This is a genomic window from Bartonella sp. AA81SXKL (assembly GCF_042196945.1).
Taxonomy (GTDB): Bacteria; Pseudomonadota; Alphaproteobacteria; order Rhizobiales; family Rhizobiaceae; genus Bartonella.
Genome location: NZ_JBHIRH010000003.1, coordinates 239028 through 260974, shown reverse-complemented (window position 1 = coordinate 260974; position 21947 = coordinate 239028). Strand labels below are relative to the sequence as shown.

Genomic DNA, 21947 nt, shown 5'->3' with positions numbered 1-21947 from the left:
GCATGTTTGGGTGGTTGTCATAACTTTCGCTCCTGCTTCAAACGGATGCTCAAACCATCCGTTTTTTGTGGGGTTAAATGTATAATAAACGCCCTTCGTATCGGGCTCTAATATGAGGTATATCTACAAATGGGATATTAGTCAACCCCATTTGTAAACATTTGTAATATGAGACGACAAAAAAATGAGCCCAAAACTGCATTAGCAAAACGACTCACAGAAGTTAGAAAGCTTGTGGGCTTATCTCGTGATATATTTTCACTTAAAATTGGTATCAGTATTCAAGGGCTTGGAAATTACGAACGCGGTGATAGAACTCCAGATGCAACGGTTTTATCAGCATATAAAGAAAAATTTGGAGTAAACCTGAATTGGCTTTTGACCGGTGAAGATGCAATGTTTATAGACATGATGATGGCTCGGTCTTTCAATATCTCTCCGCCTACCATTCCTGCTGGACTCATGAAAAAGCTTGGTCGCATAGCTTATACAACCTATCGCGATGCTAAAATAAAACTCCCTCCTGAAGATATAGCGGAATTAGCGGCAGAGCTTTATAAAAAGTTACAAGAGCTTGTTCAAGACATCAACGACACGGAAGAAGTAGAAGCAACTTTCCCTCTTCTTAAAATTCATTTAAAGCGTCAAATAGAAGCTGAAAGAGTACATCTAGAAACTACACAAAATACGGCTTAATGCCTCTCTAAAATGAAAGTGGAAATCTTTTTACATTAAAAAATTTATATAAATTATTGATAAACAATACTTTTTACTCAATTTTTAGAGATTTCCACTTATATATGGAAATCTTTTTTGCTTTTTTGGTTATTTTTGGCTGATTTTGACGTCAATTGAACTTTTGGATTGATTTTTTTCACAGGATCTTCAAAGGCGGTTTTCTGGGCTTTCACAGACTTTTCAAAATTTTTCACAGGGTTTTCAAAGACCTTTCAAAGCCTTCTCTCATTTTTACCATGAAAACGCACTTTTTTCTGATTTTCGCTCTTTTTTACAATTTTAGGTGTCAAAATCTATTTTGACAAAACGCGCATTTAATGCTAAATTTTATACATAAAAACAACAAATTATCACGTATTCCTACCTAATCCCACCTTTTCCCACTTAGTATAAAACCTAGTGTCAAACTACAATGAATAATTTTTGTTCAAAAGTACGTTTTTTACCAAAATTGTGCCCTAAAATGAAGGTTGTTGATTTTTCAAATGGCGTGTCTTCTATTAATTCAACATTCGCTTCAGATACATTCAATATTATCTCTTCTAAAAATTTACAAGAAACTATACCTGTAGAGCAGGCAAAATCTATAATCGCTTCCTTTAATGCGCAGAAACTACCTTTAGTTTAGTGGGTTGGACCTCATTCATCTCATTATAAAGTTGATGAAGTTCTCTTATCTATTGGCTTAGAGCATGTTGAAACAGAGGTAGGAATGGCAGCTTTAGCGCAAGATATAGACTCACATGTTACTTCTATGCCAGATAGCTTCAAAATCAAGGAAGTTGAATCACTTCAAGATTTTAGAGATTATGGAAATGTTATGGCATCAGTCTTCGAGCCTTTTAATGAAGAAGCAGTTATATTTTATGAAACAATAGGGCGTTGTTATAAAAAAGACTCTGATGTAGAGATGTTCGTTGGTTATATAAATAACAATCCTATAGCAATATGTTTTTGTATTAAAGCGGATGGGATTGGTGGATTGTATGATATTGTCACCAAGCCAGATTTTCAGAAAAAAGGTATTGGGACATTCATGACAAAAATTGCTATTGAGCATTTAAAAAGAAAGAGATATCATGTTATTGGTATGCAAGCCTCTCACGAGGGAATTAGCATTTATAAAAAATTGGGCTTTACAAACTTTGGTGAATTTAAAATTTATTCCAATAAACACATAGTGGTTTAGCTCTGAATTCTTTTTTGCTCATCAATTAAAAGAATTTATTATTTTCAGCAGAACTCAAATATGATCAAGCAATCGATATAACCAAGAAAGCTTGGCCAATCGCCTTTAATACTGATAGTGAAAAGCTAAAATCAGTTTTATAAACATAATTGTTTCAAATGGCTCACTCAAATTTTCTTATTTTTTACTTTGTCTTAAATAAAGATATCTATCACAAATCTAAGTTGAACAAATGTAATTTTTTTATATGATCGATAATCTACTGTCTGTTACTGATATTTATGAAGAGCTCGAAAGCAAACATTTAAAACGACAGTTGCATCATAATTTGTTAGATGGTTAGTCTGTTAGTTAATTAATAGAAAAAATTTTCGCTTTATAAAATAACCAAAGGAGCTTAAAAAATCTTTCAAAGATCATTTAAAGGTCCTTTATGTGTATTGTTTCTTTTTCTATGTCACAGTTGATGATGAAAAATCCCTCACGCTAATTGTAATTATTTTCAAACGAAATAAACTGTTTTCACCTATTATTTAGAGTAACTTAAGTTTTTGGGATTTCTGGCACATCATTTGATAATCCTCTTTCTTGAACAAATTCTTATCCAGAATAATCTTCAACACAAAAATAAATTAATAACTTGATTTATAAAGATAATTTATCATTATTCATATTGAGCAAGCGTCTCAAATATCATAGGATTATCTCATTTCAAATCTCTATACATTAAAATCACTCACAATCATCTACTCACGCATAACAGGAAAAATTGAGGCATCAATAAAATTCACTTGAAGAAAGGAATAAAAACTCTTCTTCTGAACGCTCTGAAATACCAAAGATTATCGCAACATTGGGAGCTAAAATAGTATAGGGAGGTACCCCTTTCACCTTGAAAACGTAAAAATGGGAAGCATAATAGCTTTATACACTTCATAAAGGCTTTAGACCATTCACGAACGTTATTATAAAATGGATGTGACACACTTTGAGAGAAATCTCTTTAAAATAGACATGTGAATTAACAATATTAAGTGCATTCTATTTTACATGAGGAACATAACTTCAAATCAAGATAAGGTAACATAAAGTATTGAAACCGTCATAGTGCACAATAAAATCAGACCATTTTAAATGTTTAATGGTAACATCAGCTAAACAACAGAATAAAAATTCAATTTTGAAAAGATTAAACCATACGCTACAGGTCTATTGAAACTCCGATTGTGCAATCGACTACCTTCTCGCTAAAACTGAATCACTATAAATATAAAAACCTTAAAATCCGCTCTAAATTCGTAAAAGTTTCTAGATCTTGCTGTATTAAATGTTGAAACTCCTCATAGCTACTCATCTGAAACGCCAATAATTCTATAAAGCAGTTCCATAAAAAAGGATAATGACGTTGTAATATCCGAAAAAAATTTACCACATCACCTGAAAGATCATTAATAATTCCATCAGGAAGTATCAATTTCTATTTAGAAAACCCTATCCATGCTGACAAAAACTATGTAAATGTTAGATATATAATAATTTTGATGACGATTTTGGCTCACCCTGTTTTGCCACCAATATAAGAAACAGCGAATATAGCAGGATCCGCCAGCTTTAATATCGCCTTGTAAAAGGTCTTTCCCTCTACTCTTTTTGCTATCAAATCCTGATTTTACAATTCCTTGCTCTCTTTTTTATACTCAAAATTGCCTCTGAAACAGGATAGATTAATCGTAAAAAATATATAAAAGAAGCAAATTATAACATTTTTTCTTATCCTTCTTAATACAAAATAACTGTTAAGCTACAATGCGCTAACACTTATCAGTCATAAGTCCAAAACATCATATAATGACGAAACAAATTCATAGAGTGAAGATTTTTCACAATCAATCGTTGTATTAATCTTTCCATAATGCATAAAAATGATGAAGCGGCCCTCGCCCTTTCCCTACTTTTAAAGCATCTGAAGCAGTTAAAGCGCCATGCAAATAATCTTTTGCTTGTTTAACAGCGCAATCCAAAGGTTGAGTAGGTAACAGAGCTGCAATGGCAGCAGAAATGGTACACCCTGTCCCATGATCATGAGTAGTTGAAAGACGAGAAGCTTCAAGTATAAAAAGGTTTTCACAATCACAATAAAGGTCTGGACTAGAACAATCGTAATTTTCTGTGCTATTTTTGGTAAGCGTATTCAAATGTCCCCCTTTTAACAAAACTGCATGACACCCTAGCGCCAAGAGTCGTGGAGCATATTGATACATAGTCTCTAAAGACCATTGCACTTCACCCCCCAATAACAGTGCAGCTTCAGGCAAATTTGGCGTGATCAAAGTTGACATCGGCACAAGAACATCACGCATAATTTCAATTGCATCAGACTTTAAAAGAACATCACCACTTTTTGCAACCATAACCGGATCAAAAACAATGAAACGCACTTTATGATAAGCAAGACGTTCTGCAATAACCTGTGCAATCTGAGCATTTGCAACCATACCAATTTTAACGGCATCAACATGGATATCCTCAAAAACAGAATCAATTTGATCTGCAACAAAAGAAGCATCTAATGCCTGAAAAGAACGCACACCCTGAGTATTTTGTGCAACAACAGCTGTAACCACACTCATACCATAAGTTTTCATAGCTGAAAAAACCTTCAAATCCGCCTGCATTCCAGCGCCACCAGAAGGATCTGTTCCCGCAATAGATAAAATCCGTGGAATAAAAAGTTTATCTTTTTGTAATTCCATTAACCTCTTTCCTTCTGTTTTTAAATATCGGAAAATGAGTTACCGAAAAAATAGATGCTTGAGAAAACATAAAGAAGATGTTTTCTCATGTGAATTATATTATATATGAAGTCTTCTTATAGATATAAAATGGAAAATGTAGTGCTTATCCTTCGTTCTATTCTTTTTACGTTCGCTTTTTATACAACAACTTTCATACAAATGATTCTTTACGCTCCCGTTTATTTTTTAATGCCCCGCAAAAAGGCATGGATTGTCCCTAAAACATGGGCACGCGTTACACTCTTTTTGCAAAAATACATCGCAGGCACAAGTTATGAGATTGAAGGTTTAGAAAATCTTCCCAAAGGCCCCTATATCATTGCTCCAAAGCATCAATCAGCTTGGGAAACTTTCAGTCTTGTTCCTTATTTTGATGATCCCACTCTCATTTTAAAACGTGAATTGATGTGGATTCCATTGTTTGGCTGGTATATGGCAAAAACGCAAATTATCCCCATTAACCGCACAACACCCATCAAAGCTTTAAAAATGATTATACAAAAAGCAAAAGAGAAAGTAAAACAAGGGCGCCAAATCTTGATTTTTCCCGAAGGAACACGCCGACAACCCGGTCAAGAACCAGATTATAAGTCAGGAATTGTCGCGCTCTATAATGAATTAGGACTTCAAGTTGTCCCTATTGCACACAATGCGGGTTTATATTGGCCACGCAATAATTTTCGCCGCTATCCCGGAACAATTCGTGTCCGTATTCTTCCCCCGATAGAAGCGGGTTTAAGCAAACGTGATTTTCTAGATCAACTTGTCCAAAAAACTGAAAAAGCGTGTGATGAACTGCTTCTCTTAGCAGCTCAAGATCCTACCCCTCCTCCTATGCCACCATACGCTGTTCAGAAACTTCAAAAACTAAATCATCATGAAACAATGCACTAATTGATAAGAATAATGCATAACTTTGTATATTGAGCGGAGTATAGGGAACAAAAATATAAGAAAGATACTTCAAACTTTCTAATTCAAAATTATAAAACACATGTACATGATAAGAAATAATCAATGTGTAAATTTTTTTGAAAAAGAATTCTTCCTCTCTTTAAAATCATTTAAATAACATACATCTCATTGACTTATAAGGATGTTTTAGCGTTATTCAACTTGAATGAGAACCCTGAATACCGTAAGATTCTCTCATTTCAAATCTATTCTAGGTTGAATCAATTAGAATCATTTTCTTACACATTACAAGCGGGGATATCTGTGTGAATAAAACGATACAAGAAAAGATTAAAATGCTTTTTACGAACCGTCTCAAGTGCCAAGGGCTATCCTAACAGGAGAGCAAGAAAAATGCATGATTATACAGATTCATTCCTTTCTGAGAAATTCAATCCCTCCAAGAACATGAAATCTTGTACAATCTTCATTATTTAAAAAGTATTTCTTGAGATACTTAAGTCATCAAACCAAATTCAAGGGGAAAATAAAAATGAGTGTTGGTTTTTATCCCACAGACACAACGGATACAGCAATTAACCATCTTTCCTCCCTATCCTAGACTTAAAAGCTTTGTGTGCTACATTAAAACAATTCTAAATAACGAATAAGAGGGAACTAGATTTAAATTAATGCAACGTCTCTTCTATAATTTATTTTTTTCTGTGATTTTGAGTTTATCCAGCGCTGTTGCTTTAGCGCAGCCTTTTATTTCTGTTGATGTTACAACGAGGCGTATCTTAAAACATAATCAAGCTTTTGAGCGTTGGTATCCTGCTTCCTTGACAAAATTAATGACCGCTTATGTTATTTTTCGTGCCATGAGCCGAGGAGAAGTTTCACCAAACAAACATATCACCATCAGCGAATACGCCGCAAAAGCTCCCTCATATCGTTCAGGCTATAAAGCTGGTTCTGTACTCACACTTGATACAGCCTTAAGTATCACCATGGTTAAATCTACCAATGATTTAGCCATTGCCATGAGTGAAGCTGTTGCGGGTTCACAGAAAGATTTTGTACATAAAATGAATAGCGAAGCTAAACGTTTAGGCATGTTTGGCACCCATTTTGCGAACGCAAGTGGTTTACCAGATCCTCAAAACTATTCCACGGCACGCGATATTGCTCTTTTAGCCGTTCAAATACGTAGAGAATTTCCACAATATGCTCATTATTTTTCTATTCCAGCCATTGATTTTGGTAATAATCGAAAAATCCAACATAACTCAAACAACCTCATTGGCCGTTTTTATGGGATAGACGGTATGAAAACAGGCTTTATTTGTGCCTCTGGTTTTAATCTTGTTGCCTCAGCCACCCGCAATAAACGTACAATTATTGCTGTCATTCTAGGTGCTAACAACATAAGTGAAAGAGAAGAAAAAGCTGCACAACTTCTTGAAATAGGATTTTTGCACCAAGGAAACCCCCAATTAACACTAGCAACATTAAAACCTTATGGGAGCAACATAACAAAAGCCAACAATATGAGACAACAAACATGCACACCTGAAGCCATAAAAATGCATGCAAAATCATATAATGATCAAGGAAATATTATTCTCACCTCACCTTTTATCACTGCTCCACCTTCTTTTTCTCATCCTTTATCAGTACACCTCATTCGTACGCCACAAACACCTAAAATGACAGTAAAACCACTAAGAAAACCCTATATTCCGTATAAAAGGCACGCAAACCATTCTATAAAAAGCCATAAATCATAATCTACAATTAATTATAATACTTTGATTTATAATGATAATTAATTATTTTGTACCTTATGTCAAAACCACAAGTATTGTAAGATTCTCTCATTTCAAATCTGTATTTGTTGAATCAATAAAACCAGTCTCTTGCGCGCCACAAGGTGGATGAACATGTAGATAAAATAATTAAAACAAGGAATAAAAATCCTTCCTATAAGTCCTTTCAAGAACCAAGAATTATCATAACATTGACGCTAAAAAGTGTATAATATACCCACGTGCACCTACCTTTATAAGCGTAAAGATAGTGGTACAATGGATCTCATGAGGGATTAACCATTACATCCCTCACGGACATCATTATAAATTGGTTAGACATACTGAGATATATTTTTTAAAAACAAAACTATGATTGATGATTAACATGAAAATAAAGCGCATCCCTCTCACGCTTATTACGGGTTTTTTAGGCTCTGGCAAAACAACTTTGCTCAACCGTATGCTACAAGACCCTCTTCTAACAGAATGTGCTGTTATCATCAATGAATTCGGCGAAATCAGTATTGACCACCTTCTGGTTGAAAAAACAACAGAAGGAATTATTGAGCTTGCCAATGGTTGCTTATGCTGCAATTTACGCAGTGATCTCATCGACACATTAATTGATTTAATAAATCGCGTTCAGACAGGACAGATCAAACAACTCCATCATATTATCATTGAAACCACAGGGATGGCTGATCCCGCCCCTATTTTACAAATACTTTTAAGCCACCCATTGTTTATTCAAACATTGTCCATAAATGCTGTTCTTGCAACATTTGATACATTAAGCCCACTTTCCATATGTGAGCGCTATCCTGAAATATATAAACAATTAATATTTGCTGATAAAATCATTCTCACCAAAACAGATCTTAGAGACCCACAAACGCTTTCAGATGCACTCCTTAGCACACTTAAAACAATGAATCCTACAGCACAAATCATTGACGCCCATTCTAAAGATTTCTGTTCAAATCTATTAATAAATAACACATTATGGGATGAAAAAGTAGAAAATACAAAACTTAAACAAAATCTTACGACTACCCCACATGATCATACCCCCCATAAAACCATTCGTACCTTTTCATTAAACTGTGAGGGTCCTGTTGATTACGCCACAATTGAGGCTTTTTTAGATCTCCTACAAGAGCGTTATGGTACAAAATTATTACGTATTAAAGCAATTATCGCATTGCGTGATGACCCTTATCGCCCACTTGTATTACATGGCGTACAAACATTTTTTCATCCTCCCATAAGATTGCCAGCTTGGCCAAAAGGAATAAAACAAACACGTTTCGTCATCATTGCCGATGGTGTTGAAAAAGACGCAATACAAAAGCTTCTCAATGCTTTTTTTAATAAACCAGCAATAGATACTGCAGACAAAACAGCTCTCTTAGAAAATCCTCTGGTCATTCCAGGAATAAAATTTTAATTTTTTCTCCCCTTCAATGATATAACATTAAATTCATTGGCACCACCATCTTTATGCTTTTAAAGGAGCAAACCGGCACCATTACACACTTTGCTAATTCCCAATGTTGAAACAGCCCTTGGCACTTGAGACGGTTTGTAAAAAGTATTTTAGTCTTTCTTGCACAGTTTCACCCACGCGGTTATCCCCGCTTGTAACGTGCAAGAAAATGGTTTTAATTTATTCAACATGGAACAGCTTTGAAATGAGAGAATCTTACGGTATTTAGGGTTCTAATTTAACTTGAATAACACTAAATTATCATTATAAATCAAATTATTATGATACATAATTTAATACCCATCAATCTGAAAACAGATTGTTTTCTCTCTAAATGCGCTTCATCTGCAAACTACTTCATGTGATTCATTTCACAGACCGATTGGCCAAATTCTTGGTTCTAAAATATTCTGCTCAACTCTATGTTTACTCAAACTAATTGAAATTAAAATCCCTGTTAAGAAAAAAAACCAAAATTAGACAGAGGCAATATCGCATTTTAAAATATGTGAATGTATCTTATATAACAGCACGACAAGACAATATTTCACAGCATAAAAGAATAAAACTCTTTGAAAGAAATAAAAAGAGAGGTACATTTTATATTAACTTACTCTTCACTAAAAACGAAGATTGATACCAGTAACGATGTGCAAACAATCCAACTTCTTTGAGAAAATTCCTCTTGGCTTCCCACTTCATATGATTTACTTACATAAAGCTCTATGAAAAAACTCTGCGCTTTAAAATATTGACTACTCACTTAAACACCTTATGTGCAAAGTTTTTGCATATCCTGTATCGCCATTATTAAGTGATAGTGTTTACAGTGCTGTAGGATACAATAACACTTACTGCATTAGAGAAACTGAATTTTTATCAATATCGCGATTAAAAACGTAACGTTTTCCATAAACCTCAACAGTTGGAGGTTGACGATTTTTTTCAAAAAAATCATAACCTTTCTTAAGCATAATCCAGAATTGATAATGAGGATTCTTGCTATGACGTGACATATTATCCTCGGTCATGCGGAAAGGAAAAGCCTGCAACTGAAACTCTCTTTGTCCTCCTTTAAAAGCATCCCGTGCAAACGCATAAATCTGAGCCATGTTCTTATCACTCATAGAATAACAACCTGCGGAAAAGCAAGAACCATGAACCATAAGATTGCTTCCTGTGCGACCATTTTCCTGATCATAAAGGTTAGGAAATCCTATATTAAAAGAGAGATAATATTTTGAATAAGGATTCATTTGGTTTGCGCTAATAGTATAAAAACCCTCTGGTGTCTGAAGATCCCCTTCTTTATATTTAGGTCCAAGCTTACCAGACCATTTGCAAATGCCATAGCGAGCAACCAAGATAAAAGGTCCTGAACGAGATTGCTTCCAAACTTCAGCAAGATTTTCTTCCTTAAAAAACCGCATCATAATCGGTGCATAGGGATCTATATCATACAGAACCATTCTATTTTTGATTTCTTGCGGCAACGGCTGCTCAACTTTAGCGCGAATAGAGGCTGGTAATCTTCCTTCACATGCTGTCAATAGTCCCATTACAAACAACACACACACAGCGAGGAATCTGCTAAATGTCATCGAATAAAACTCCAATCCAACACCCCTCACAAAAAATAATCTATGTTAGAGATCGACCAATTTGAAGGTATTTTTCCCTTCGCTCTTGTTTAAGCACTTGACCATCTTTTCCAGCCATAGCTTTTAAAGCCTCTGAAATAACATCACCCGTTGCATCAATGACAATCTCTTTGCCACGATGCGCTCCCCCTAAAGGTTCCGAAATAATGCCATCAATAATCTTTAAGCGATACAAATCTTGAGCGGTAATACGCATATTCATTGCAGCATCTTTTGCACGAGCTGGATCACGCCATAAGATAGAAGCTGCTCCTTCTGGTGAAATAACAGAGTAAATTGCGTGCTCCAACATATAAACTTTGTTGGCAGCCGCGATTGCTATCGCCCCTCCAGAACCGCCTTCTCCAATAACAACGGAAACCACAGGAACTTTCAAACGCAAAGTTGTAGCTGTTGATTGAGCAATTGCTTCCGCTTGCCCACGTTCTTCAGCGCTTACCCCAGGATAAGCACCTGCTGTATCAATAAAAGTGAGGAGTGGCAAACCAAAGCGGTCAGCCATTTCCATAATACGTACAGCTTTACGATAGCCTTCTGGACGTGCAGAACCAAAATTATAGCGCAAACGTGTTTGCGTATCGTGACCTTTCTCTTGACCGATATAAGCAATGGCCTCACCTTTAAAGCGTGCAAACCCCGCTTGAATAGCCTCATCTTCAGCAAACTTGCGATCTCCGGCCAAAGGCGTAACATCACTCAATAGGCGTTTAGAATAGTCCATAAAATGGGGACGATCCGGATGACGAGCGACTTGTGTTTTTTGCCACGGCGATAATTTTTTATAAATATCGCGCAACGCTGTTTGGGAACGCGTTTCAAGACGAGCAATCTCGTCACTCATATCAAGACTGCCTTTTTCCTGAGAAATTTTTTTTAATTCAAGAATTTTCCCATCAAGATCAGCAACTGGTTTTTCAAAATCAAGATAATTATACATTTGTATCAACTCATTCAGTGTCACTTATACACTTATAATTTGCTTTATAAAGTCTTTTTCAAAAACATCACCTTTTCTTTAACGAGCCTTTTGCTCATCGGCAAGTGGATGATGCTCATTGACTAAACGATAAAGTCCCTCTTCCAACACATGGGTATAAATCTGAGTGGTAGCAATATCAGAATGACCTAACAAATGTTGAACGGCACGCAAATCAGCACCATTTTGCAAAAGATGACTAGCAAAAGCATGACGCAACACATGGGGAGAAAAGCTATCACTTCCTATCCCTGCTCTTCTAGCGAGATTTTTCAACTCTCGTGCAACGACTTGACGAGCAATATATCCTGTCTCGGAATGCGCAGGAAAAAGATAAGAACTCGTAGCATCCTTTCCCTGATCACGCAAGTTTAACCACTGTGAAAGAACTTGACATGCTTTTTTTGATAACAGCACCATTCGTTCTTTTTTGCCTTTACCACGAACCAAAACGCTGTATTCCTTCCTTCGAACAGACTGAACCGGCAGATTCACCAACTCACTAATACGTAACCCTGTTGCATAAAGCATTTCAATCAATAGCTGAAGACGCAGTGCACGGAAATAACCTTTGGACCCATAGTCTGCTTGATTGACTTCTAACTCCGCAAAATCAAGCAATTTTATCACTGCATCTTCACTCATGATTCTGGGCAAAGGACGCCTCTGACGAGGTGCATCAATATCATGAGAGGGATCATCTGCTCTCAACCCTTCAGCATAAAGGAATTGATAAAACTGACGCAAAGTTGATAAACGGCGCGCTTGCGACGATGCCGCAAAACCAAAAGTATGCATAAGCGACAAAAGGGTAATTAAATCTTCTTTTTGTGCTGAAAAAAGCGAAACAGAGTGTGAAGACAATTCGTCTTGTGCCCACTGCAAATCATGCTGATAAGCCGCAAGCGTATGAGACGAAGCCCCTCTCTCCGCACTCATCATCTCAAGAAAATGATCTATCACAGCACCACTTTTCATTTCATTGATTCGCTTCCGTAGAAAGATTCCATGAATCCAAGGGAACATCAATGTACATATCCACAGTTACTGGTTCAACCCAAACCACAAGAGCACCCATTATAATGAAAAGAACAGAAAGCAAAATGAAAAGAATCATCAAAAATCTAGTCAATGTTGGCATAAGACAATAACCTACCCAAAAATATTCTATCTCGTATTATGCCTCACAAAGATTAACAGGAATTGACTTTAAGATGGATAAATGCCGAAATAAAGTTATGAAAAGCAATCGACCAAAACGCGTCCCCATAACACAAATAAAGAATCAGCTCTTATCGTCCCTTGATAAAAGAGCACTTGTCCTTGTTGGTCTTATGGGGGCAGGCAAATCAGTGATCGGAAAACGAGTCGCCACCATGCTCCGTTTACCTTTTTATGATTCTGACCAAGAAATTGAAAAAGCTGCACAAATGACAATTACGGAAATCTTTGAAATTTATGGTGAATCCGAATTTCGTGCTCTTGAACAGCGTGTTATTCTAAACCTCATGAAAAAAAATCCCCTTGTTTTAGCAACAGGTGGTGGTGCCTATATAAATGAAAATATCCGAAAAGCCATTCACAAAAATGGTATATCCATATGGCTAAAAGTCGATCTTGATATCCTCATGCAACGTGTCTCAAAGCACCCGACACGTCCCTTGCTTCAAACAGCCAATCCTAAAGAAACCATGCAAAAACTCATGGAACAGCGTTATCCTATCTATGCAAAGGCAAACTTAACAATTAACAGTCATAAAGAAAGCCGTCATACCGTAGCACAAAATGTTATACGATCCGTACAGCACTACCTATACACAGAAATTAACAATAGGGATAACCAGCATGCAAACCAAAACCGTTACTGTTAAACTGGACAAACACTGTTACGATATCATCATTGGTCCGGGTCTGATTACACAAGCTGCTTCACAAATTAAACATGCTCTTAATAAAAAAGATCCTCATCAAACGCGCTTGGCGCTTGTTACAGATACAAATGTTGCTTACCTTCATTTGGAGATATTGCAAGCAGAATTAACAAAAAATAAAATTCATACTGTCCCTATTATTGTAGAAGCGGGAGAACAATCAAAATCATTTTCAACCCTGCAAGTTGTCATCGATCAAATTCTTGCTGCGCGTTTAGAAAGAGGCGACTGTGTTATTGCTTTTGGCGGTGGTGTCATTGGCGATCTAGCAGGATTTGCGGCAAGTATAATCCGCCGTGGTATGAACTTCATTCAAATGCCCACAACGCTTCTTGCACAAATTGATTCCTCTGTTGGTGGAAAAACTGGAATCAATAGCCAATATGGCAAAAATCTTATCGGTGCTTTTTATCAACCACAATGCGTTATTGCTGATACGTGTCTTCTTGATACCCTGCCGCCGCGCGAATTTCGCGCTGGCTACGCAGAAATAGTAAAATACGGTCTCATTAACCAACCTGACTTTTTTGAGTGGCTTGAAAAAAATGGGCAGAAAATTTTCTCTAATGGCCCTATGCGAACAGAGGCCATTGTTCGCTCATGCCAATTTAAAGCTGACATTGTAGCACGCGATGAGTACGAAACGGGAGAGCGTGCACTCTTAAATCTTGGCCATACATTTGGACACATGCTTGAAACAGCAACCGCTTATGACTCCAACCGTTTAATCCATGGCGAAAGCGTAGCAATTGGGATGATTCTAGCTCATCAATTCTCTGCTCAATTAAATTTAATAAGCCCCACGCTTACACAACGCATTGAAGCGCACTTCAAATTTATAGGATTGCCTACACAATTAAAGGATATCCCAGGGGGTCTACCAGATGCTGAAACTTTAATGACTCTCATTGCCCAAGATAAAAAAGTTTCGCAAAACAATTTGACTTTCATCTTAACACGCGGACTTGGCCAATCATTTATTGCAAAAAATGTTTCACCAGATGCAGTTTTATCCTTTTTGGAACAAAAATTAACAGAAATTCGTTAATTCATATTGAATATAATTGATTCGTTTTTATACTTCTATTAAAGATTAAATATGATGATGTCTGCGTAGCTCAGTAGGATAGAGCACAGGATTCCTAAAGAAATTGGGCACTTTGAGGAGAAATCCTCAAAGTGAATCTGCTCAAATTCGGGGAAAGCTTCATGGGCGACTATATGCCAATCCCGAGCCAAGTCTCTTTTCAAATGAGAGAAAGGTGTAGAGACTGAACGGGCAGCACCTAAAGAGCAAAAGCTTTAAGGTGAAGAGACAGTCCAGACCACAAACAGCCGATAAGGCTGGCGGTGAAAATCGAAGTGGTATGAATCCTGGGGTCGCAGGTTCGAATCCTGCCGTAGACACCATCGTATCAGTCAAATTATTCTTTGTGCACAATATTAGGAATATAGGGAAGCATCATGAAAAAAACTTTGCACATTTTAGGATTTTTCACCGCTTTAAGTTTATCACTCTTCAGCTCAAACAATAGCTTAGCTGGTTCTTTAATCATTGAAGTACCAGACAATCCAGAGCCCAAAACAGAGACCATTACCTATCAGTGTGATACTGAAACAGGTAAAGAGCGCGTAGAGGCAGTTTATCTTAATGCTGACAATATTTCGTTGGTTGATTTCAAATGGAACGGTGATCGTGTCATTGCTGCTAATGTCATCGCGGCAACAGGAGCAAAATTTGCAGGAGCTCAGTACATCTGGTGGGAGAAGAACAAAGAAGTCACGCTTTATGACCTTGCTCAGGATCCAGAAGAAAAAAAACCTATCCTATGTAAAGATGAGTCAACATTATTATTTTAAATAACACGGGAAATATTATGAAAAAAATTTCTTTTACTAAACAATTTTTCATTACGTTAAGTGTGTTCCTCCTCGGTTCAATTAATGCATTAGCAAGTTCTTTAGTCATTGAAGTACCAAATGATCCAGAACCAACAACAGAGACCGTCTCCTATCAATGCGACATGGGAACAAGCAAAGAGCATGTTGAGGCAACTTATCATAATGCTGGCAATATTGCGCTTGTTGATTTAAAATGGAACGGTAAGCGCATCGTTGGTTCTAATGTAATTGCCGCTTCTGGAGGAAAATATGTGGGTGGTCAATACATTTGGTGGGTAACTAAAAATGAAGCCATATTTTACGATCTTATTAATGATCCAAAAGAAGAAAAGCCCATCCACTGTGTAGAAGAAAAAAGCACAGAATAAAGAAGGTTCTTACATTTCAAGAACCGCGCTGGCTCTCATCTCTTGATGTTCCTTCTGACGTGGATGACTTTTCCTCCGTCTGGTGTAATAAAAGAGCCAGCGGTTTTTCTGACTGTTCTTCTGAATGATGTCGATAAGCTGCTGTATGTGAGAGCAACATAGAAGCTACCGGTGCTGTTAAAAATAAAAAAAACATTAGCAACACTTCATGAAAAACAAAATAATGGTCCACAAATATTGAATAAAGAAATGAAGAAATAAGAATACTACCAACGCCCCAACTCGTACATACTGAAAGCATATGCAAACGCTTATAAAAATTGGAAAAACGCACCAAACCTATCGTTGCGATCAATGTCAATCCAGACCCTAATATTAAGAAAACTGTGATAGCAATAGCAACCACAAGCGATATATCATCTTTCATTCAATAATCTCCCCCCGCATAAGAAATTTCGCCAAAGCGATGCTTGAGACAGATCCCAACAATCCAATAATGAGAGCTGCGACAAAATAAGCGGTTGTTCCTGAACGAATATCGAATGTAAGAAACAAAAGAATAGTGCTTATATAAAGGGCATCCAAACCAACAATTCTATCCTGCGCCCGTGGACCACGAATCAACCGAAACAGCGCGAAAATCACCGCTAAACTTAAAAAAAACTGTGAAAAGAAAAGCCCCCAATAAAGAATCACCATACTCATAAAAAAATCTCCAAAAGCAATTGCTCATACCGTTGTTTGATCAACTGTTTGTAATCATATCCATTTTTAAAATTTAAGACATGAAGCAAAAGTTCACCCTTTTTACTATTATAGGCAACCCAAGCAGTTCCAGGGGTTGCCGAAAGGATGCATGCTAAAATAGCCAAAGCAGTGCGATTATGAAGCAGAAGAGGTACTACAATAAAACCAGATTTCTGCTCTCGAGACCTTTTTGTTAAAACAAACCAAGTCACCGAAACATTTGAGAATATAGAATCTATAAATACTCGAAAAACGAGACGAAAAACCGCACTCCAGCTTTTAATAACAGCCTTCTCCGGCTCCAGAAGCCGTATCATCCAACCACAAAACAAAGCGGTTAAAATCCCTAAAAGAAATTGCCCTAAACTAAAACCATTTAAAATAAGCCACATAAGGACAATGACACCACTGAAAAAAGGGGAAGGACAAAAACGATTCATTTACTCACCTCCCTATTTTCGAGAGAAAAATCCGTTAAAACGCTCCCAATATAGTTTTGAGGTTCATACAAAGTCTTAGCAGTTTCAGACATATAATGACTAACAGGACTGGCTACAATTGTTATAAGAAAACACAAAGCAAGGAGAACGGCAATAGGCGCAAATTCTATCACTTGCACACGGGGAATACGCCCTTCAAGAGAAACCCAAAAAGTTCGGATACCCGTTCGTGTCAATGCAATCAAAGCCGCAAAACCAGAGAGAGTGACAAAAACTACAAAAAGCCAATCTTGGTAAACCGGTAGAGAGACAGAAAAATCCTCTCTACTGTGATTTAAAATTGCCATGAACATCATAAATTTAGCAACAAAACCAGAAAAAGGCGGCAATCCAATAATCAAAATGGCACAAATACCAAAACAAGCTCCAAGAATTGCCAAGGTTACCGGAAAATAGATGCCAACTTCATCTTCTTCCTCCTCTTCATCGTCACCATACACCTCCATTGTGACAGCAAGAACATTTGCAGCCACATCTTGACAGCGTTCAACCAACTCTACCAAAAGAAAAAAAGCTCCCAGTGCTAAAGTTGAAGAAACAATATAAAAAAGTGCACCTGCTGTCAGTGCTGCATTGCCGATCCCGATCGCGGCCAACAATGTACCAGAAGAGACAAGGACACTATAAGCTGCCAAACGCACCAAAACTTGGCTTGCCAATACCCCAATAAAACCAACAATCATAGTGGCAAGCCCACCATAAAACAAAACCGTATGACCAAAATGGTTAAAATATTCACTTTCAGAACCAAACCATAGCAACGTTAAACGTAAAATAATATAAATACCCACCTTGCTCAAAAGTGCAAAAGAAGCTCCAACTGGTGCTACTGCTGCACTGTAAGTTGGCACCAACCAAAAATTAAGCGGCCACATACCCGCTTTAAGCAAAAAAGCAATACCTAAAAGTGCAACACCTATTTCGAACAAAACAATATCTGTAGAAGATATATATTTTATTTTAACAGCCAAATCGGCCATATTAAGAGTACCAACGACTCCATAAATGAGCGCTATACCAACTAAAAAAAATAATGAAGCAACAAGATTAACCACGACATAATGCAACCCTGCGCGCACGCGTGTCTGACCAGAACCATGCAAAGCAAGCCCATAGGAAGCTGTTAACATAACTTCAAAAAACACAAATAAATTAAATAAATCACCAGTCAAAAAAGCACCATTTATCCCCACCATAAAAAATTGCATTAGTGACTGAAAATGAGAACCAGCTTTGTACCAATGAGCCCGCGCAAAAACCAACACGCTAGTCATCAACAAGCTGGAAAGTAAAAGCATCATAGCGCTTAAGCGATCAAGGACTAAAACAATTCCAAAAGAAGACGGCCAATTACCAAGTCGATAAACATCGCAAGCCGGTGCTATTTCAAGAGTACGTATAATCAATAAAATAGCAGTAACGACCAACAGTCCCGCAGAAGAAAGACTGATGAATGATTTAAGTCTTGCACGACGTTCATCATAAAAAAGAAGAAGTGCTCCAGTGATTAACGGCAAAAGAATAGGCAAAATAAGGAGATGATGCACTCCTATTTCCATTATTGCACCTCACGTCCATCAACGTGATCAGAACCCGTTAAACCACGTGAAACCAACAAGATAACTAAAAATAAAGCTGTTGTTGCAAAACCAATCACAATTGCAGTTAAAACCAAGGCTTGTGGGAGAGGATCGACATAATTAGCTGGATTAATAACAGGGGTAGGATCAACAATTGGAGCAGCATTACTACGCGGTCTACTCATTGAAAATATAAAAAGATTAACACCATAGGAGATCAAGGACAAACCAAGAATGACTTGAAAAGTACGTGGACGCAAAACAAGCCAAATACCTGATCCGACAAAAACACCGATACCCAAAGAAAGAACAATTTCCATTAATTTTCCTTCTCTTTTAAAATAGGTTTCTTACCGATTCGGTAACTCCGAATTGACTGGTGTGCAAGTGCAATTAAAATGAGAACAGTTGCTCCTAACACAAGAGAAAGCACACCAAAATCAAACAAAAAAGCGGATGCCATGGAAACTTTCCCAATTAACGGAAGATGAATATATCGAAAAAAGGATGTTAAAAAAGGATATCCAAAAAACCAAGAGCCCATCCCCGTTACGACTGACAACAATAAGCCAAAGCCTATCCAACGCAAAGGTAAAACTCTCAAATGCGTTTCCACCCACCGAATATCGCGTGCAAGATATTGTAAAATAAATCCTATTGCCAAAGTAATACCACCGACAAATCCACCTCCTGGCAGATCATGCCCTCGCATGAATAAATAAATAGCAAAAGCGATAATAATCGGAAAGAGCCAACCCATAATAACAGCAGGAACAGCTAAATAATTCAATACTGTATCTCCCACATTTCGATTAGGCTGTGCTATATCAAAGGCTTTCTGGATACGTTGTTGAAAAGGCGCATCAATACTCTCAGGCGCAGGACGAAAACGTCGTAATAGGGCAAAAACAGTAAGGGAAACAACACCCAAAACCACAATTTCTCCCATGGTATCAAAACCACGGAAATCAACCAATAACACATTCACAACATTGCGACCACCAGCATCTGAGTAAGCATGCGTTAGAAAAAAATCAGAAATCGTTGTACCTTGGGGACGTGTCATCACTGCAAAAGAAAGCCATGCTACACCAGCACCTCCTACAAGGGATATGATGAAATCACGGAAACGACGCAAGCGAACCCAAAAACGAACAGCAGCTGGCCCAGGGTCATGCAAACGTTTAGGCAACCACCGTAAACCAAGCAATAATAAAACGACTGTAACAACCTCAACAACCAATTGTGTTATTGCTAAATCAGGAGCAGAAAGCCATAAAAAGGTTGCACAAGTCATCAAACCAGCTCCCCCTAAAAGCATAAGTGAAGCAAGACGATGAAACTTTGCTCGCCAAGCAACTAAAAGCGCACATAATCCGCCAACCAGCCAAAGAGCGAGAAAAGGAATATCAAGTGGAAAAAGCGGTAATGTCCCCACTGGAATGAAACCATCGCACCAAAGTAAAAGACCAACAAAGGCAAAACAGACCCAAAAAATCCAATGCAATTGGATCTGCAAACGGCGTGTTGACAAAGCAGATTCCACCGCACGGGCCCATTTCCAAGAAATAATTACGAGAATGCGTTCAAAAATACGCGGTCCTTTTAAGTGACGGAAAAAAGGAGCCCCATCATCACAGGATAAAAAATAACGATGCCCGACAGCATAGAGCAATCCGCCCCCTAATAATGCAACAAAACTCATCACTAATGGAGTGTTAAACCCATGCCAAACAGCCAAACTATAAGGAATTGTCATTGTTCCTAAAACAGACACGACCGCATTATCTAAAATAGGTCCTATTGTTAAATTAGGAAAAATACCAACCGCTAAACAAATAAACACCAAAAGCTCCATTGGTAAACGCATGAAATGCGGTGGTTCATGGGGAGTCTTGGGTAAATTGTCAGGCTTTTGTCCTAAAAAAACGCCATGAATAAAGCGTATAGAATAGGTCACACTAAACAGACTAGCTAGCGTTGCCACATAAGGCGCAATCCAATCGAGCCATGATTCCATATGCGTTTCAACAGCTTCAGCAAAAAACATCTCTTTCGATAAAAAACCATTCAACAAAGGAACCCCAGCCATCGCTGCACTCGCAACTAAAGCAAGAGTTGCTGTGATAGGCATAGAACGATAAAGCCCTGACAGTTTACGCATATCACGTGTTCCCGTCTCGTGATCAATAATGCCAGCAGCCATAAATAAAGAAGCTTTAAAAGTAGCATGATTGGCCATATGAAAGATTGCCGCAACACATGCAAGTGGACTACCAAGACTTAAAAGTGTTGTAATTAATCCAAGATGACTAATAGTCGAGTACGCAAGCAGTCCTTTCAAGTCTTGCTGAAACATCGAAAAATAAGCACCTAGAAGAAGAGTTGAGAGTCCTGAAAAGCCAACCAGCCAAAACCAAGATTCTGTTCCAGAGAGCACAGGCCATAAACGAACAAGCAAAAACAATCCCGCTTTTACCATTGTTGCCGAATGCAAATAAGCCGATACGGGAGTTGGAGCAGCCATCGCGTTAGGTAGCCAAAAATGAAAGGGAAATTGCGCGCTTTTTGTTAACCCTCCCAATAAAATACAAATAAGGATAGGACTATAAAGAGAACTTGACCGGATCATATCTCCAGACTGTAGCACCTTATCCAAATCAAAACTGCCAACAGTATACCCAATCAATAAAACTCCAATAAAAAGAGCAAAGCCGCCAAAACCTGTGATCGTTAGAGCCATACGCGCACCCTCACGCGCACTTGCATTATGGTACCAATAGCCGATCAGCAAAAAAGAAAAAATACTGGTGAGTTCCCAGAAAACAACCAAAAAGACGAGATTACCTGATAAAACTATTCCTATCATTGATCCCATAAAGGCCAAAAAAAAGGAAAAAAAACGCGGTACAGAATCCGCTGGATCTATGTAATAACGTGAATAAATGACAACAAGCAGCCCAATCCCTGTAATAAGCAAGCAAAAAAGCCACGACAAACCATCTATGCGGAGAATCAAATCGCTTCCCCATTCTGGAAGCCAAGAAATATCTAAACGCACTATGTGGTTTCCGCGAACTTCCGGATAAAGCATTATTGTAAAAATAAGACAGAAAAGTGCGACGACCCCAGCAAACCACGCTTCATTATTTTTTGCTGTCGAACGAAAAAAGCCAATGACAGCACTTCCACCAAAGGGAAGCAAAACGAGCAATACCAACATTGCTTCCCGTGTTGTCATTCTTTAAACTCCATTTTACCTTAATATTTTGTCATCGACAAAACAAAAACTTATATTCTCACCCCCCATTCCACACTTAATGATAATAAGATTTAATAAAACTTAAAAGCATTTAAATTTTTAAAAAA

General features: G+C 37.5%; 19 protein-coding genes. 9 read left to right on the top strand and 10 right to left on the bottom strand.

Translation table 11 applies throughout. The annotated features are described in order from the left end of the window. Positions 1-168: 168 nt before the first annotated feature. On the top strand, positions 169-696 hold the full coding sequence (locus tag ACFINZ_RS03355) for a helix-turn-helix domain-containing protein (RefSeq protein ID WP_375636438.1): 528 nt from the start codon (positions 169-171) through the stop codon (positions 694-696). Positions 697-1450: 754 nt separating this feature from the next. Further along, positions 1451-1927, top strand: coding sequence for a GNAT family N-acetyltransferase (locus ACFINZ_RS03350; RefSeq protein WP_375633918.1), 477 nt, complete (start codon positions 1451-1453; stop codon positions 1925-1927). A gap of 1898 nt (positions 1928-3825) precedes the next feature. Here the strand turns inward: ACFINZ_RS03350 and thiD are convergent. Then, complete coding sequence (gene thiD, locus ACFINZ_RS03345; protein ID WP_375617415.1) at positions 3826-4680, bottom strand: bifunctional hydroxymethylpyrimidine kinase/phosphomethylpyrimidine kinase; 855 nt, start codon at positions 4678-4680, stop codon at positions 3826-3828. 129 nt (positions 4681-4809) lie between these two features. On the opposite strand from thiD, the gene ACFINZ_RS03340 reads away from it, so the two are divergent. The 3 genes from ACFINZ_RS03340 to ACFINZ_RS03330 all read left to right on the top strand — a co-directional run bounded on the left by ACFINZ_RS03340 (position 4810) and on the right by ACFINZ_RS03330 (position 8874). Continuing rightward, complete coding sequence (locus ACFINZ_RS03340) at positions 4810-5616, top strand: 1-acyl-sn-glycerol-3-phosphate acyltransferase (protein WP_273790137.1); 807 nt, start codon at positions 4810-4812, stop codon at positions 5614-5616. Positions 5617-6308: 692 nt separating this feature from the next. Next, the gene (locus tag ACFINZ_RS03335) at positions 6309-7406 is read left to right on the top strand and encodes a D-alanyl-D-alanine carboxypeptidase family protein (RefSeq protein WP_375701171.1); all 1098 of its coding nucleotides are present in this window, start codon (positions 6309-6311) and stop codon (positions 7404-7406) included. 406 nt (positions 7407-7812) lie between these two features. Beyond that, entirely contained in the window at positions 7813-8874 is a 1062-nt protein-coding gene (locus ACFINZ_RS03330; RefSeq protein ID WP_375701170.1) for a CobW family GTP-binding protein, read from the top strand. An 890-nt stretch (positions 8875-9764) separates the two neighbouring features. Here ACFINZ_RS03330 and ACFINZ_RS03325 read toward each other — a convergent pair. The 3 genes from ACFINZ_RS03325 to ACFINZ_RS03315 all read right to left on the bottom strand — a co-directional run bounded on the left by ACFINZ_RS03325 (position 9765) and on the right by ACFINZ_RS03315 (position 12528). Next, positions 9765-10514 carry a L,D-transpeptidase family protein gene (locus ACFINZ_RS03325; protein WP_375633615.1) on the bottom strand — a complete coding sequence of 250 codons (750 nt, stop codon included), beginning with the start codon at positions 10512-10514 and terminating at the stop codon, positions 9765-9767. 40 nt (positions 10515-10554) lie between these two features. Continuing rightward, positions 10555-11511: an acetyl-CoA carboxylase carboxyltransferase subunit alpha gene (locus tag ACFINZ_RS03320; RefSeq protein WP_375617419.1), complete on the bottom strand. Its 957-nt coding sequence runs from the start codon at positions 11509-11511 to the stop codon at positions 10555-10557. 78 nt (positions 11512-11589) lie between these two features. After that, positions 11590-12528 carry a site-specific tyrosine recombinase XerD gene (locus ACFINZ_RS03315; protein WP_375683923.1) on the bottom strand — a complete coding sequence of 313 codons (939 nt, stop codon included), beginning with the start codon at positions 12526-12528 and terminating at the stop codon, positions 11590-11592. A 260-nt stretch (positions 12529-12788) separates the two neighbouring features. Here ACFINZ_RS03315 and ACFINZ_RS03310 point away from each other — a divergent pair, with 260 nt between their 5' ends. The 4 genes from ACFINZ_RS03310 to ACFINZ_RS03295 all read left to right on the top strand — a co-directional run bounded on the left by ACFINZ_RS03310 (position 12789) and on the right by ACFINZ_RS03295 (position 15751). Continuing rightward, positions 12789-13421: a shikimate kinase gene (locus ACFINZ_RS03310; protein ID WP_375633735.1), complete on the top strand. Its 633-nt coding sequence runs from the start codon at positions 12789-12791 to the stop codon at positions 13419-13421. Further along, positions 13396-14529 carry a 3-dehydroquinate synthase gene (gene aroB, locus ACFINZ_RS03305; RefSeq protein ID WP_375683922.1) on the top strand — a complete coding sequence of 378 codons (1134 nt, stop codon included), beginning with the start codon at positions 13396-13398 and terminating at the stop codon, positions 14527-14529. The genes ACFINZ_RS03310 and aroB overlap by 26 nt, the downstream gene beginning before the upstream one ends. Positions 14530-14945: 416 nt before the next feature. Further along, positions 14946-15341, top strand: coding sequence for an MliC family protein (locus tag ACFINZ_RS03300; protein ID WP_375617422.1), 396 nt, complete (start codon positions 14946-14948; stop codon positions 15339-15341). 17 nt (positions 15342-15358) lie between these two features. Continuing rightward, complete coding sequence (locus ACFINZ_RS03295; RefSeq protein WP_375633618.1) at positions 15359-15751, top strand: MliC family protein; 393 nt, start codon at positions 15359-15361, stop codon at positions 15749-15751. 16 nt (positions 15752-15767) lie between these two features. On the opposite strand, the gene mnhG is transcribed toward ACFINZ_RS03295, so the two are convergent. From mnhG to ACFINZ_RS03265, 6 genes are read right to left on the bottom strand one after another with little or no spacing between them, the layout of a single operon-like run. Further along, the gene (mnhG, locus tag ACFINZ_RS03290) at positions 15768-16178 is read right to left on the bottom strand and encodes a monovalent cation/H(+) antiporter subunit G (protein ID WP_375633619.1); all 411 of its coding nucleotides are present in this window, start codon (positions 16176-16178) and stop codon (positions 15768-15770) included. Next, complete coding sequence (locus tag ACFINZ_RS03285) at positions 16175-16456, bottom strand: K+/H+ antiporter subunit F (protein ID WP_375633620.1); 282 nt, start codon at positions 16454-16456, stop codon at positions 16175-16177. The genes mnhG and ACFINZ_RS03285 overlap by 4 nt, the downstream gene beginning before the upstream one ends. Continuing rightward, on the bottom strand, positions 16453-16938 hold the full coding sequence (locus ACFINZ_RS03280) for a Na+/H+ antiporter subunit E (protein ID WP_375617425.1): 486 nt from the start codon (positions 16936-16938) through the stop codon (positions 16453-16455). Before ACFINZ_RS03280 ends, ACFINZ_RS03285 begins: the two co-directional genes overlap by 4 nt. Beyond that, complete coding sequence (locus ACFINZ_RS03275; protein ID WP_375633621.1) at positions 16935-18557, bottom strand: monovalent cation/H+ antiporter subunit D; 1623 nt, start codon at positions 18555-18557, stop codon at positions 16935-16937. Before ACFINZ_RS03275 ends, ACFINZ_RS03280 begins: the two co-directional genes overlap by 4 nt. Continuing rightward, positions 18557-18898 carry a Na+/H+ antiporter subunit C gene (locus tag ACFINZ_RS03270; protein ID WP_375617427.1) on the bottom strand — a complete coding sequence of 114 codons (342 nt, stop codon included), beginning with the start codon at positions 18896-18898 and terminating at the stop codon, positions 18557-18559. The genes ACFINZ_RS03275 and ACFINZ_RS03270 overlap by 1 nt, the downstream gene beginning before the upstream one ends. Then, positions 18898-21819 carry a monovalent cation/H+ antiporter subunit A gene (locus ACFINZ_RS03265; RefSeq protein ID WP_375634909.1) on the bottom strand — a complete coding sequence of 974 codons (2922 nt, stop codon included), beginning with the start codon at positions 21817-21819 and terminating at the stop codon, positions 18898-18900. Before ACFINZ_RS03265 ends, ACFINZ_RS03270 begins: the two co-directional genes overlap by 1 nt. Between the last annotated feature and the right edge of the window lie 128 nt (positions 21820-21947).

Bases quoted from the DNA above. Each gene is read 5' to 3' on its own strand.
- ACFINZ_RS03355 (WP_375636438.1), top strand. From the start codon at position 169: ATGAGACGACAAAAAAATGAGCCCAAAACTGCATTAGCAAAACGACTC.
- ACFINZ_RS03350 (WP_375633918.1), top strand. From the start codon at position 1,451: ATGGCAGCTTTAGCGCAAGATATAGACTCACATGTTACTTCTATGCCA.
- thiD (WP_375617415.1), bottom strand. From the start codon at position 4,680: ATGGAATTACAAAAAGATAAACTTTTTATTCCACGGATTTTATCTATT.
- ACFINZ_RS03340 (WP_273790137.1), top strand. From the start codon at position 4,810: ATGGAAAATGTAGTGCTTATCCTTCGTTCTATTCTTTTTACGTTCGCT.
- ACFINZ_RS03335 (WP_375701171.1), top strand. From the start codon at position 6,309: ATGCAACGTCTCTTCTATAATTTATTTTTTTCTGTGATTTTGAGTTTA.
- ACFINZ_RS03330 (WP_375701170.1), top strand. From the start codon at position 7,813: ATGAAAATAAAGCGCATCCCTCTCACGCTTATTACGGGTTTTTTAGGC.
- ACFINZ_RS03325 (WP_375633615.1), bottom strand. From the start codon at position 10,514: ATGACATTTAGCAGATTCCTCGCTGTGTGTGTGTTGTTTGTAATGGGA.
- ACFINZ_RS03320 (WP_375617419.1), bottom strand. From the start codon at position 11,511: ATGTATAATTATCTTGATTTTGAAAAACCAGTTGCTGATCTTGATGGG.
- ACFINZ_RS03315 (WP_375683923.1), bottom strand. From the start codon at position 12,528: ATGAAAAGTGGTGCTGTGATAGATCATTTTCTTGAGATGATGAGTGCG.
- ACFINZ_RS03310 (WP_375633735.1), top strand. From the start codon at position 12,789: ATGAAAAGCAATCGACCAAAACGCGTCCCCATAACACAAATAAAGAAT.
- aroB (WP_375683922.1), top strand. From the start codon at position 13,396: ATGCAAACCAAAACCGTTACTGTTAAACTGGACAAACACTGTTACGAT.
- ACFINZ_RS03300 (WP_375617422.1), top strand. From the start codon at position 14,946: ATGAAAAAAACTTTGCACATTTTAGGATTTTTCACCGCTTTAAGTTTA.
- ACFINZ_RS03295 (WP_375633618.1), top strand. From the start codon at position 15,359: ATGAAAAAAATTTCTTTTACTAAACAATTTTTCATTACGTTAAGTGTG.
- mnhG (WP_375633619.1), bottom strand. From the start codon at position 16,178: ATGAAAGATGATATATCGCTTGTGGTTGCTATTGCTATCACAGTTTTC.
- ACFINZ_RS03285 (WP_375633620.1), bottom strand. From the start codon at position 16,456: ATGAGTATGGTGATTCTTTATTGGGGGCTTTTCTTTTCACAGTTTTTT.
- ACFINZ_RS03280 (WP_375617425.1), bottom strand. From the start codon at position 16,938: ATGAATCGTTTTTGTCCTTCCCCTTTTTTCAGTGGTGTCATTGTCCTT.
- ACFINZ_RS03275 (WP_375633621.1), bottom strand. From the start codon at position 18,557: ATGGAAATAGGAGTGCATCATCTCCTTATTTTGCCTATTCTTTTGCCG.
- ACFINZ_RS03270 (WP_375617427.1), bottom strand. From the start codon at position 18,898: ATGGAAATTGTTCTTTCTTTGGGTATCGGTGTTTTTGTCGGATCAGGT.
- ACFINZ_RS03265 (WP_375634909.1), bottom strand. From the start codon at position 21,819: ATGACAACACGGGAAGCAATGTTGGTATTGCTCGTTTTGCTTCCCTTT.